The sequence below is a fragment of the Cupriavidus sp. FW216-B1 genome (genome assembly GCF_058789195.1).
Window position 1 is genome coordinate 95713 of the sequence record NZ_JBYTEL010000015.1, and the last position, 12732, is coordinate 108444.

Annotated in this window: 13 protein-coding genes; 7 read left to right on the top strand and 6 right to left on the bottom strand. The window is 68.7% G+C overall.

What is annotated here, in order from left to right; translation table 11 throughout:
* Positions 1-22: 22 nt before the first annotated feature.
* Positions 23-616, bottom strand: coding sequence for a YdcF family protein (locus AC3WXD_RS25275; RefSeq protein ID WP_081651342.1), 594 nt, complete (start codon positions 614-616; stop codon positions 23-25).
* Positions 617-810: 194 nt separating this feature from the next.
* On the opposite strand from AC3WXD_RS25275, the gene coaBC reads away from it, so the two are divergent.
* From coaBC to dut, 3 genes are all read left to right on the top strand, one after another.
* The gene (gene coaBC, locus AC3WXD_RS25280; protein ID WP_492324900.1) at positions 811-2004 is read left to right on the top strand and encodes a bifunctional phosphopantothenoylcysteine decarboxylase/phosphopantothenate--cysteine ligase CoaBC; all 1194 of its coding nucleotides are present in this window, start codon (positions 811-813) and stop codon (positions 2002-2004) included.
* Between the two features lie 54 nt (positions 2005-2058).
* Positions 2059-3081: an LLM class flavin-dependent oxidoreductase gene (locus AC3WXD_RS25285; protein ID WP_492324901.1), complete on the top strand. Its 1023-nt coding sequence runs from the start codon at positions 2059-2061 to the stop codon at positions 3079-3081.
* 75 nt (positions 3082-3156) lie between these two features.
* Positions 3157-3657: a dUTP diphosphatase gene (gene dut / locus AC3WXD_RS25290; protein ID WP_020201722.1), complete on the top strand. Its 501-nt coding sequence runs from the start codon at positions 3157-3159 to the stop codon at positions 3655-3657.
* A 52-nt stretch (positions 3658-3709) separates the two neighbouring features.
* Here dut and AC3WXD_RS25295 read toward each other — a convergent pair whose 3' ends face one another.
* The 4 genes from AC3WXD_RS25295 to clpS form a co-directional block, all read right to left on the bottom strand.
* Positions 3710-4552: a VOC family protein gene (locus AC3WXD_RS25295; RefSeq protein WP_059413551.1), complete on the bottom strand. Its 843-nt coding sequence runs from the start codon at positions 4550-4552 to the stop codon at positions 3710-3712.
* Between the two features lie 58 nt (positions 4553-4610).
* Positions 4611-5624, bottom strand: a complete 1014-nt coding sequence (locus AC3WXD_RS25300; RefSeq protein ID WP_454732180.1) for a tripartite tricarboxylate transporter substrate binding protein — start codon at positions 5622-5624, stop codon at positions 4611-4613.
* A gap of 160 nt (positions 5625-5784) precedes the next feature.
* Positions 5785-8088: an ATP-dependent Clp protease ATP-binding subunit ClpA gene (gene clpA / locus AC3WXD_RS25305; RefSeq protein ID WP_059413550.1), complete on the bottom strand. Its 2304-nt coding sequence runs from the start codon at positions 8086-8088 to the stop codon at positions 5785-5787.
* A complete protein-coding gene (gene clpS / locus AC3WXD_RS25310; protein WP_006157525.1) occupies positions 8085-8411 on the bottom strand; it encodes an ATP-dependent Clp protease adapter ClpS in 327 nt (108 codons plus the stop codon). The genes clpA and clpS overlap by 4 nt, the downstream gene beginning before the upstream one ends.
* Before the next feature lie 496 nt (positions 8412-8907).
* Here clpS and AC3WXD_RS25315 point away from each other — a divergent pair, with 496 nt between their 5' ends.
* A complete protein-coding gene (locus AC3WXD_RS25315; protein ID WP_020201726.1) occupies positions 8908-9117 on the top strand; it encodes a cold-shock protein in 210 nt (69 codons plus the stop codon).
* A 379-nt stretch (positions 9118-9496) separates the two neighbouring features.
* Here AC3WXD_RS25315 and icd read toward each other — a convergent pair whose 3' ends face one another.
* Entirely contained in the window at positions 9497-10747 is a 1251-nt protein-coding gene (gene icd / locus AC3WXD_RS25320; protein WP_020201730.1) for an NADP-dependent isocitrate dehydrogenase, read from the bottom strand.
* Between the two features lie 320 nt (positions 10748-11067).
* Between icd and AC3WXD_RS25325 the strand changes: the two genes are divergently transcribed.
* The 3 genes from AC3WXD_RS25325 (at position 11068) to AC3WXD_RS25335 (ending at position 12716) form a co-directional block, all read left to right on the top strand.
* Entirely contained in the window at positions 11068-11730 is a 663-nt protein-coding gene (locus AC3WXD_RS25325) for a pseudouridine synthase (RefSeq protein ID WP_492324902.1), read from the top strand.
* Positions 11731-11848: 118 nt separating this feature from the next.
* Positions 11849-12067, top strand: coding sequence for a hypothetical protein (locus AC3WXD_RS25330; RefSeq protein ID WP_020201732.1), 219 nt, complete (start codon positions 11849-11851; stop codon positions 12065-12067).
* 196 nt (positions 12068-12263) lie between these two features.
* Entirely contained in the window at positions 12264-12716 is a 453-nt protein-coding gene (locus AC3WXD_RS25335) for a DUF192 domain-containing protein (RefSeq protein ID WP_020201733.1), read from the top strand.
* Positions 12717-12732: the final 16 nt, after the last annotated feature.

Sequence of the window (12732 nt, forward strand, 5' to 3'; positions counted from 1 at the left end):
CGGCGCCGGGCGCGCCGCGCGCTCAGTGGCGCACGGCGTACCAGGCGTGCTTGAGATATTCGGCAAGCACCGCGCCCGCTTCGTAGACCACCAGCGACCTGTCCAGGCTCACGCCGGGATGGACGCCGTGGGCGCCCCACTCGACCTCGCCCCAGGCCTGGCGGAACGATTGCAGGGCCCGGCCGGTGTGGTACCAGCTGGTCACCAGCACCGCCCGGCGCGGCGCGAACCGCTCCAGCTGCGCCCGCGTCATGCGGGCGTTTTCCCAGGTGCTGCGCGAAGTGCATTCGTAGCCGATGCGCCCGCGCGGCACGCCGGCCATGACCAGGCGCCGCACGTTGAGCAGGCAGTCGCCGGCGCCGGTGACGAACACGAACGGCGCCACGCCGGCGTGATACAGCTCCGCCGCGCCGATCACGCGCTCGCCCGATTCCCCGCCCAGCACCACGATCCAGTCCGCCCGCGCCGGCACGTCCTCGCGCGGCAGCCAGACCTTGGCGAAGGCCAGCAGCAGCAGGGCCAGCGCGAACACGCCCGCCAGCAACAGCAGGATCAGGTTCTGCGGGCGCAGCGGGCGCGGCGTGCGGTGCTGGCGAAACAAGGGACGTGGCGACATGAGGTTGGCGGGCAAAGGTGAGAGGATGAGCGGGATGGGGAGGCCGGCGCGGCCGCGAGCGGCGGCGCGGCAAACGCGCGCGCGGGCAAGCCGGTATTATTGACGTTTCTCCGGCGCAGCGGCATGCCATTGCGGGACAATCGCAAGGCAACCGAGCCCCGGCACCCGGACCACACCTTCGAGCAAAGAGCATCATGGATCTGCGAGGCAAGCATCTCGTCCTTGGCCTGACCGGCGGCATCGCCTGCTACAAGTCGGCCGAGCTGGTCCGCCTGCTGACCAAGGCCGGCGCGACCGTGCAGGTGGTCATGACCGAGGCCGCGACCCACTTCATCACCCCGGTCACGATGCAGGCGCTGTCGGGCCGGCCGGTATTCACGTCCCAGTGGGATGCGCGCGTGGGCAACAACATGGCCCACATCGACCTGTCGCGCGAGGCCGACGCCATCGTCATCGCACCCGCCTCCACCGATTTCCTCGCGCGGCTGGCCAACGGCCTGTGCGACGACCTGCTCTCCACGCTGTGCATCGCGCGCGACTGCCCGCTGCTGGTGGTGCCCGCCATGAACCGCCAGATGTGGGGCGCGCCGGCCACGCAGCGCAATGCCGCGCAACTGCGCGCCGACGGCGTGGCGATCCTCGGCCCCGGCAGCGGCGACCAGGCCTGCGGCGAGATCGGCGACGGCCGCATGCTGGAGCCGGAGGAGATCGTCGAGGACCTCGTCGCCTTCTTCCAGCCCAAGCCGCTGGCGGGCCGCCGCGTGGTGATCACGGCCGGGCCGACCTTCGAGGCGATCGACCCGGTGCGCGGCATCACCAACCGCTCCTCGGGCAAGATGGGCTTCGCCATCGCGCGCGCGGCGCGCGAGGCCGGCGCCGACGTGATCCTGGTGGCGGGACCGACCGCGCAGCCGACGCCGCGCGGCGTGGCGCGCGCCGACGTGGAAAGCGCGCAGCAGATGTTCGACGCGGTGCTGGCGAACCTGACCGGCGCCGACGTGTTCATCGCCGTGGCGGCGGTGGCCGACTGGCGCCCGGCCGAGGTGGCCACGCAGAAACTCAAGAAGGCCAACGACACCGACACGCCGACGCTGCGGTTCGTGCAGAACCCGGACATCCTCGCCGCCGTGGCGGCGCGCGCGAACGCGCCCTACTGCGTGGGCTTCGCCGCCGAGAGCGAGAAGCTCGAGCAATACGGCGAGCAGAAGCGCCAGCGCAAGAACGTGCCGCTGCTGGTCGGCAATATCGGCCACCAGACCTTCGGCCTCGACGACAACGAGATCGTGCTGTTCGACGCCAGGGGCGTGACGCGCCTGCCGCGCGCGGACAAGCTCACGCTGGCGCGCCACCTGGTGGCCGCCATCGGCCAGCGCCTGCCGGCGCGCTGAAGCCCGCGCCCGCGTCCCTTTCACACGACCCCCTCCCCTTGGCACGAACCCCACATGCCTGAAAGCAAACCCAAGCTGCGCCTCTCGGTGCTGGACCAGAGCCCGGTCATCGCCGGCCACAGCGCGCGCGACGCGCTGGCCGCCACGGTGGAGCTGGCGCAGGCCGCCGACGCGCTCGGCTACACGCGCTACTGGTGCGCCGAGCACCACGGCCTGCGCGGCGTGTGCAACCCGGCGCCGGAAGTCATGCTGGCGCGCCTGGGCAGCGTCACGCGGCGCATCCGGCTGGGCTCGGGCGGCGTGATGCTGCCCTACTACAGCCCGTTCAAGGTGGCCGAGCAGTTCCGCATGCTCGAAGGCCTGTTCCCGGGCCGCATCGACCTCGGCGTGGGCCGCGCGCCGGGCGGCGACCTGCGCACCGCGCAGGCCGTGGCGATGGGCGACTACAACCGCGGCGACCGTTTCGCCGAGCAGGTGCAGGACCTGTCCTGGCTGCTGCGCGGCGAGGTGCCGCCCGGGCACATCGCCGAGGGCGTGGTGCCGCAGCCGGAGATCGATACCCGGCCCGAGCTGTGGGTGCTGGGCTCGAGCGACTACGGCGGCGCGCTGGCGGCCCGGCTCGGCCTGCGCTTCGCCTTCGCCCACTTCATCAATCCGCACATGGGCCACGCCGTGGCGCGCCACTACCGCGAGGACTTCGCGCCCGCGTATGACGCGCGCCCGTACAGCGCCGCGGCGATCTTCGTGATCTGCGCCGATACCGAGGCCGAGGCGGCGGCGCTGGAGCGCGCCGTGGACCTGCGCCGGCTGCAGATGGCCTATGGCGTCAATGCGCCGATCCCGTCGCTGGAGCAGGCCGCGCGGCACGAGCCCACCGAGCGCGACCGCCTGATCGTCGAGCGCGAGCGCCCGCGCACCATCTGCGGCACGCCGGAGCAGGTGGCGCAGCGCATGCTGGACCTGCGCGAGCGCTTCCAGGCCGACGAACTGGTGGTGCTGAGCGTGGCCGCCAGCTACGCGGCGCGGCTGCGCACCTACGAACTGCTGGCGCAGGCCTTCGATCTCTCGGCGGACTGAGGCGGGCCGGCGCGGCGGCCCGTTCGGCTATCATCCCGGGTTGCCAACGTTTTTCGTTTTCCGGGACCGACAGCCATGACCATCGAAGCCAATCCGACCGTCGAAATCAAGGTGCTCGACGCACGCCTGCACGAATGGGGCCTGCCCGCCTACCAGAGCGACATGGCGGCGGCGATCGACCTGCACGCCTGCCTGGACGCGCCGCTCACGATCGCGCCCGGCACGCCGGCGCAGCTGGTGCCGGCCGGCATCGCCGTGCACATGGCCAATCCGTACATGGCGGCCACCATCGCGCCGCGCTCGGGCCTGGGCCACAAGAAGGGGCTGGTGCTGGGCAATTCGATCGGCGTGATCGATGCCGACTACCAGGGCCCGATCATGGTCAGCGTGTGGAACCGCAACGCGCCCGGCACCGCGCCGATCGTGATCGAGCCGGGCGAGCGCATCGCGCAGATGATGTTCGTGCCGGTGCTGCGGCCCGTGTTCAGGACGGTGGAGGATTTTTCCGCGGACAGCGCGCGCGGCGCGGGCGGGTTCGGCTCGACCGGCGTGCACCACGCCGGCAAGGGCGCCTGAGCGCCGCGGGACGGGAAAGCAGGCGCGCGCGGCGCGCCCGCTGGCGAGCCTGTTAGTGCGCCTGCTCGAACAGCAGCGCCACGCCGCCGGCCAGCGCGGCCGGGATCAGGCTCTGCGCCGGGCCCAGGTCGAACGCGTCCACGCCGGCGGCGCGCCAGTGCGCGCGGGCCGCGGCGAGGTCTGCGGTGCGCAGCCGGATGGCGGCATAACCGGGCACCGCGCGCCGCACCTGCTCGGTACCGGTGGCCGCGGCCAGCGCCTGCGGCGTGGTCACGACCAGCGCCGCGCCGTCCAGCGCCAGGCTGCAGATGTGCTCGTTGATTTGCGTCATCTCGCCGCCGGTGAGCTCGGCATAGGCCCGGCCGGCGGCGTCGACCAGCGCCGGCGCCACCACCAGGAACATGGTGGCGATGCCGGTGGCGCCGTTGGCGTGCGCGGTCCACTCGGGGCGCCACAGCAGCTCCGGCGTGACGTGCTCGCAGAGGAAGAAGCGCGCGCCGGGCGCATCGTCGATGGCGGTGACGCAGAACGTGGCGGGATGCTCGCTGCCGTCGTCCAGCCGCACCGGGCGCGAGAACCTGACCGCCTCCGAGGCATGCCATCCGTCCGCGCGCAGCTGCGTCGCGGCCGCGGCGCTGTCGGCGCTCTTGCAGGACAGCGCCGCGCAGCCGCCGCCGGCTTGCTGGGCGTCCCAGTAATACTGGCGCGCGGGGCTCGGCGCGGTGACGTGCAGCAGCTCCAGGTAGTCGCGCTCCAGCATCACGCAATGGTTCTGCGAGCCGAGCGTGTGGTAGCCGCGCGGCGTCAGGGTGAAGCCGAACCCGCGCCACGCCTGCGCGGCGGCGTCGAGATCGGGGCACACCATCACGGCATGGTCTAGCGGTTCCGTCGTCATCGCTACCTCTGCAAGTCCTGCAATCAATCGAATCGGTCGACCGGCCGCAATCGGCCGGTCAGTCGAACTGGATGTTGGCCTTGCGCGCCACCGCCTGCCACTTGTCGTGCTCATGGCGGACCAGGCTGGCGAGTTCGGCCGGGCTGCCGCCGACGACCTCGAAACCCTGCATGGCCAGCGCGTCCATCACGCGCGGCTGCCGCAGCGCGCGCACCAGCGCGTCGTGCAGGCGGCCCACCAGCGGCTCGGGCAGGCCGGCCGGGCCGAACACGCCGATCCAGGAATACGCCTCGAAGCCGCGATAGCCCTGCTCGCTCACGGTCGGCAGTTGCGGGAACTGGGGCAGCCGCGCGCTGCCGGTCACGCCCAGCAGCTTGACCGTCTTGGCCGCCACGTGCGCCTGCACGGCCGCGTAGCTCGAGAAAAAGACGTCGACTTCGTTGGACAGCACGGCCTGCACCGCCGGGCCGCCGCCTTTGTATGGAACATGGAGAAAGCGCACCCCGGCCTCGGTCGCCAGCGCCTCGGCCGCCAGCTGGTTGAGGCTGCCCACGCCCGACGAGGCGTAGTGGATGCTCTCCGGCTTCTCGCGCGCCATCGCCACCAGTTCCTTCACGTTGGAAGCCGGCAGCGAGGGATTGGCGGCGATCACCAGCGGGAAGCGTACCAGCTGCGAGATCGGCGTGAAATCGCGGAAGGTGTCGTAAGGCAGGTGCTTGTAGGCAAACGGGTTGATGGCGTGGGTGTCGAACGCCATCAGCAGGGTGGTGCCGTCGGGCCTGGCGCGCGCCACCATGCTGGAGGCGATCAGCCCGCCGGCGCCCGGCTTGTTGTCGATCACCACGGTCTGGCCGAGGCCGCTCTTGAGGCCGGGCTGCAGCTGGCGCGCGACGATGTCGACGCTGCCGCCGGGCGGGAACGGCAGCACCATCGAAATGGGCCGGCCGGCGCCGCCGACGGGGGCATCGCCGCCCTGGGCGGCATGGCCGGGCGCGGGAATCAGGGGCATCGCGCCCAGCGGCAGCGATTTGAGCAGCAGGCGGCGCAGCCGCGAGCGTTCGGTCAGGGACATCGGGTACTCAGGCAAATGGCGGGCTCGACGCAGCTACCGTGGCAGCCGCACCCGGCCACAACAAAAAAGGGCGGCATTGCTGCCGCCCTGTATTTTGCCCGAGGATAGCACGAATTGCTGGCGGCAGGACTGCCGCCAGCCTTCCCGCCCGGCGGGCGCCTTACACCTCCGCCTTCTCGTTCTCGGGCGCCTCCGGGGGTTCCGGCGGCTCCGCGGCGGCTTCGGTGAAGTCCAGCTTGATCTGGTCCTGCTCGTCGAGGTCGACCACGACCTTGCCGCCCGAGACCAGCTTGCCGAACAGCAGTTCGTCGGCCAGCGCCTTGCGGATCAGGTCCTGGATCAGGCGCTGCATCGGCCGCGCGCCCATCAGCGGATCGAAGCCCTTCTTGGCGAGGAACTTGCGCAGTTTCTCGCTGAAGCTGGCTTCCACCTTCTTCTCGTGGAGCTGCTCCTCGAGCTGCATGAGGAACTTGTCCACCACGCGCAGGATGATTTCCTCGTCCAGCGAGCGGAAGCTGATGATGGCGTCCAGCCGGTTGCGGAACTCCGGCGTGAACATGCGCTTGATGTCGGCCATCTCGTCGCCCTGCTCGCGCGCCGAGGTGAAGCCGATGGTGGCGCGGTTCATGGTCTCCGCTCCCGCATTGGTGGTCATGATGATGATCACGTTGCGGAAGTCGGCGCGGCGGCCGTTGTTGTCGGTCAGCGCGCCGTGGTCCATCACCTGCAGCAGGATGTTGAAGATGTCCGGGTGCGCCTTCTCGATTTCGTCGAGCAGCAGCACGCAGTGCGGCTTCTTGGTGACGGCCTCGGTCAGCAGGCCGCCCTGGTCGAAGCCCACGTAGCCCGGAGGCGCGCCGATCAGCCGGCTCACCGCGTGGCGCTCCATGTATTCGGACATGTCGAAGCGCAGCAGCTCGATGCCCATGATGAAAGCGAGCTGCTTGGCGACCTCGGTCTTGCCCACGCCGGTCGGGCCGGAGAACAGGAACGAGCCGATCGGCTTGTCGGTCTTGCCCAGGCCCGCGCGCGACATCTTGATGGCCGAGGCCAGCGCCTCGATGGCCGGGTCCTGGCCGAACACCACCGACTTCAGGTCGCGGTCCAGCGTCTGCAGCTTGCTGCGGTCGTCCTGGTTGACGCTCTGCGGCGGGATGCGGGCGATGCGCGAGACGATGTCCTCGATCTCGCCCTTGCCGATGGTCTTCTTCTGCTTGGACTTCGGCAGGATGCGCTGCGCGGCGCCTGCCTCGTCGATCACATCGATGGCCTTGTCCGGCAGGTGGCGGTCGGTGATGAAGCGCGCCGACAGCTCGGCCGCGGCAGTCAGCGCCGCCGCCGCGTACTTGACGCCGTGGTGCTCCTCGAAGCGCGACTTCAGGCCGCGCAGGATCTGCACGGTCTGGTCGACCGACGGCTCCACCACGTCGATCTTCTGGAACCGGCGCGACAGCGCCGCGTCCTTCTCGAAGATGCCGCGATACTCGGTGAAGGTGGTCGCGCCGATGCACTTGAGCTGGCCCGACGACAGCGCCGGCTTGAGCAGGTTGCTGGCGTCCAGCGTGCCGCCCGAGGCGGCGCCCGCGCCGATCAGCGTGTGGATCTCGTCGATGAACAGGATCGCGTTCGGATTGTCCTTGAGCGACTTGAGCACGCCCTTGAGGCGCTGCTCGAAATCGCCGCGGTACTTGGTGCCGGCCAGCAGCGCGCCCATGTCGAGCGAGTACACGACCGCCTTTTCGAGGATGTCGGGCACTTCGTTCTTGGTGATGCGCCAGGCCAGGCCCTCCGCGATGGCGGTCTTGCCGACGCCGGCCTCGCCCACCAGCAGCGGGTTGTTCTTGCGCCGGCGGCACAGCACCTGGACCACGCGCTCGACTTCGCTCTCGCGGCCGATCAGCGGATCGATCTTGCCGGCCTTGGCCAGCACGTTCAGGTTCTGGGTGAACTGCTCGAGCGGGCTTTCCTTGCCATCGCCGCCTTCGCCCTCGGCCGCGCCCTCGCCATGCTTGGCGGGCTCGGCCTGGTCCTTGCGGATGCCGTGGCTGATGAAATTGACCACGTCCAGCCGGGTCACGCCCTGCTGCTGGAGGTAGTACACCGCGTGCGAGTCCTTTTCGCCGAAGATCGCCACCAGCACGTTGGCGCCCGTCACTTCCTTCTTGCCGTTGGAAGTGGACTGCACGTGCATGATGGCGCGCTGGATCACGCGCTGGAAGCCCAGCGTGGGCTGGGTATCCACCTCGTCGGTGCCGGGCACCACCGGGGTATTGTCCGCGATGAAATTTTTCAGGCTGGTGCGCAGGTCCTCGATATTGGCTGCGCAGGCGCGCAAGACTTCCGCTGCCGTGGGGTTGTCAAGCAACGCCAGTAGCAGGTGCTCCACGGTGATGAACTCGTGGCGTGCCTGCCGCGCTTCAACAAACGCCATGTGCAGGCTGACTTCCAATTCTTGCGCAATCATGCTTCCTCCATCACGCACTGCAACGGATGACCCGCCTGCCGTGCGTGCGTTGACACCAGCTCGACCTTCGTCGCCGCGATATCCCTGGTATAGATACCGCAGACCCCCTTGCCTTCCCGGTGGACGGTGAGCATGATCTGCGTCGCCGTCTCCCGGTCCCTGCTGAAATACTGCTGCAGGATCATCACGACGAACTCCATCGGGGTGAAGTCGTCATTCAGCAGCAGGACCTTGTACATGGCGGGCGGTTTGAGCGCCTGCTCTTTCCGCTCCAGTACGGTGCCTGCTTCGCGTTGTGGGACATTTGCCAGCCGTGTAGCCATGGCTTTATTCTAACCCTTACGCACAACTCTGCAATTTGGGGAAAAGACACGGGATTCAAGAGGCCGATGCAGCGGCCATCGAAATTCCGGAGATGCCGAATGCATCCGGGGACACCCGGAAGCGCGGGCGCGCCGCCAGGACCCAAACCCCTCCAAAATACCACCGACCGCCGTTCCTTTCCCGCCACACCCTACGGCGAGTGGGGAATCTGCCAGCTTGACAGTGACCATGTTTGCCAGAAGAATCGTTCACACATTCAGTCTGGTTACGCGAGCCAAGCAATATGCCGGACCTGGGTGATCCGTGAGCAGGGAGGCCCACGAATCCGGCGGCGGCGAGTCAGCATCGAGAAACTGGCCGCCACGCGGTGCCCCGCAAGTCGTGCCACAGCGCCCGGCCCGGTCTGACCGGCCCGGCGCGAAGCCACATGCCGGGCGCCGGCTGGCCGCGGCGCTTTCCCCCGCTCGTATCCTGCTTTTTTTGTTGGGGGAGTTTATGGCAAGCGGTATCGTCAAATGGTTCAATGACGCCAAGGGCTTTGGGTTCATCAAGCCGGACGACGGCGAAGAAGAACTGTTTGCGCACTTTTCGGCCATCCAGATGAGTGGCTTCAAGACCCTGAAAGAGGGTCAGCGCGTATCCTTCGAAATCATCCAGGGTCCCAAGGGCAAGCAAGCCACCAATATCCAGGACGCTGCTGCCTGAAGACGCTGTGCATGGCCGCACCCGCCGGCAGAGCGCGCGGCGGCCACGAAAGGATGCGGGGGAGTCCTCCCCGGAACGGGATCGGCCTGTAGCCCCCCGGATACCGCCCGGCCCTGGCTGCCGGCGTGCCGTGTCCGGAAAGACAGGCTGAACAGCAGTACGCGACGCATCCGTCAAAAAGCCCGGTCAGGTCAATGCCGGGCTTTTTGTTTGGCTGCCACATCGCGGCAGCGCCGCCGACAACCCCGCCTGCCACGATCCCTTCCGGTTTCATCCTGACTGCGCGCACCAATGAAAAACCCCCGGCACCTCCTCGCGGAAGCCCGGGGGCCGGCCGGCTCGCGCCTCCAAGCCAGAAGGGGCAGCTGGCAGCTAGCGCTTACATATTGTCGATCATCACCTGGCCAAAGCCCGAGCACGACACCTGTGTGGCGCCTTCAAGCAGGCGGGCGAAGTCGTAGGTGACCTTCTTCGACAGGATCGATTTCTCCATCGACGAGATGATCAGGTCGGCGGCCTCGGTCCAGCCCATGTGGCGCAGCATCATTTCGGCGGACAGGATCTCGGAGCCCGGGTTCACGTAGTCCTTGCCGGCGTACTTCGGCGCGGTGCCGTGGGTGGCTTCGAACATGGCCACCGAGTCGGACAGGTTGGCGCCGGGGGCGATGCCGATGCCGCCGACCTGGGCCGCCAGCGCGTCGGAGATGTAGTCGCCGTTCAGGTTCAGCGTGGCGATCACCGAGTATTCGGCCGGGCGCAGCAGGATCTGCTGCAGGAAGGCGTCGGCGATGGCGTCCTTGATGACGATCTCGCGGCCGGTCTTGGGGTTCTTGAACTTGCACCACGGGCCACCGTCGATCGGCTCGGCGCCGAATTCCTTCTGCGCCAGCTCGTAGGCCCAGTCGCGGAAGCCGCCTTCGGTGAACTTCATGATGTTGCCCTTGTGCACGATGGTCACGGAGGGTTTGTCGTTGTCGATCGCGTACTGGATGGCCTTGCGCACCAGGCGCTGGGTGCCCTGGCGGGAAACCGGCTTGACGCCGATGCCCGAGGTTTCCGGGAAGCGGATCTTCTTGACGCCCATCTCGTTCTGCAGGAAGGCGATCAGCTTCTTGGCCTGCTCGCTTTCCGCTTCCCACTCGATGCCGGCGTAGATGTCTTCCGAGTTCTCGCGGAAGATCACCATGTCGATCTTCTGCGGCTCGCGCACCGGCGAAGGCACGCCCTTGAAGTAGGCCACCGGGCGCAGGCAGACGTAGAGGTCGAGTTGCTGGCGCAGCGCCACGTTCAGCGAGCGGATGCCGCCGCCGACCGGCGTGGTCAGCGGGCCCTTGATCGACACCACGTATTCCTTCAGGGCCTGCAGCGTCTCCTCGGGCAGCCACACGTCGGGGCCGTAGACCTTGGTCGACTTCTCGCCGGCGTAGATCTCCATCCACGAGATCTTGCGCTTGCCGGCGTAGGCCTTGGCCACCGCGGCGTCGACCACCTTGATCATCACCGGGGTGATGTCCAGGCCCGTTCCGTCGCCCTCGATGAAGGGAATGATCGGATTGTCCGGAACATTCAGCGAGAAATCCTGGTTGACCGTGATCTTGTCACCGGCCGGAACCTTGATGTGTTGGTACATGACGTCTCCAGTACGGAACGGGGGGATGGGACAGGCCGCCAGGCGCGCGGGCCGGGCGGCGGGATATGGGGAAGCGCGGGGGCATTTTAGCGGGATCGCCGAAGCTGCGATGGTGCGTTGCACACAGCCGCCGGCCGGTGGCACGCCAAATGCGTTCCAGTCTTATATAAGACATAAGACTGTCTTTCATTATGCAACAAAATCCCGCGATCCGCCATCGCCACGGCGCCCTGCCGCAGCGCCGGGCCGCCGGCCGGGCGCGCGGCTGCGGCATACTGGCGCCCGTCGGCGCGTTGCCGGCATCGTCTTCCAGCCTCCGCATGACCCTGATCGCCCTGAACAAACCCTTCGGCACCATGAGCCAGTTTTCCGCGCACCCGTCGCGCCCGACGCTGGCCGACTGCGTGGCGCTGCCCGGCGTGTACCCGGCCGGCCGGCTCGATGCCGACAGCGAGGGCCTGCTACTGCTGACCGACGACGGCGCCCTGCAGGCGCGCATCGCCGATCCGCACCACAAGCTGGCGAAGACGTACCTGGTGCAGGTGGAAAACGTGCCCGGCGCGGACGCGCTCGCGCGCCTGCGCGCGGGCGTGGACCTCGGCGACTTCCGCACCCGGCCCGCGCAGGCGCGCCTGATCGAGGAGCCCGGCTTCCTGTGGCCGCGCCAGCCGCCGGTGCGGTTCCGCGCCGCCATCCCGACGCAATGGCTGGAAATGGAGATCCGCGAGGGCAAGAACCGGCAGGTGCGGCGCATGACGGCGGCGGTCGGCTTTCCCACCCTGCGTCTGGTGCGCGTGAAGATCGGCGCGCTCGACCTGCGCGCGCTCGGGCTGGCGCCCGGGCAGTGGTGCGAGGTCTCGGCCGCGGATCTGGGCCTGCCCGCCGCCGCCGCCGCGCCGCGCCCGCATCCCTCCCCGCGCGCGGACACGACACGCGCGCCTGCCGGGCGGCAAACCCGGAGTCCGGGGCGCCCGCGGCGATAAAGTTACAAAAATTAACAGATCGCGGGTCAACGGCCCGCCGCCGCGCTTCGTTTTTGACAGTGACACGTCGCACACGAGTCACTCTTTCGAATCGATTCAACCTTCCGAGGTAGATAGCATGAACAAACTGATCGCTGCTCTGGTCGCCGGCCTGTTCGCCACCGGCGCTTTCGCTCAAGCCGCCGCTCCCGCACCGGCTGCTCCGGCCGCCGCGGCGCCCGCAGCGGAAGCTCCGGCTGCCAAGCCGGCCAAGAGCGCCAAGAAGAGCCACGCCAAGCACGCTCGCAAGGCCAAGGCTGCTGCGGCTGCCAAGGCTGACGCGCCGGCCGCCCAGTAAGTTCACTGCTGGCGCGCCGGACCTTGCGTCCGGCATGCGAAAGGCAGGCTGCCCGCGGGGCCGCCTGCCTTTTTTGTTGGCCGCCGCGCGGCCGGCCCGGCCGGGCAACGCGGCGAAACCATCGCGCGCGCCGCGCGCGCGATAGCTGCGTTATGCTGGCGGCTGTCCTAAACCCGTCATCCGCCGCTTCCCTTCCATGCGTCCTGTCCTCCCGTTCCTTCTCGCCGGCGGCTGCGCCGTTGCCTTCCTGACTTCCGCGCTGGCCCAGGCGCCGGCCAGCGGCCTGCCGGTCAGGCAGCTTACCGCGGGCATGTACGCGATCAAGGCGGCAATCGCCGCCACGCCGGAATCCCGCGAGCTGGGCCTGATGTACCGCAAGAACATGCCCGCCAACGAAGGCATGCTGTTCGTCTTCGAGGACAAGGCCGGGCACTGCTTCTGGATGAAGAACACCGACCTGCCGCTGTCGATCGCCTTCCTCGCCGACGACGGCGCCATCGTCAACATCGAGGACATGGCGCCGCAGACGGAAGACAATCATTGCCCGCGCGCGGCCGTGCGCTACGCGCTGGAGATGAACAAGGGATGGTTCGCGCAGAAGGGCCTGAAGGCCGGCGCGAAGATCGGCGGCCTGCCGCAGCCGCGCTAGCGGGACGGCGCGGCGG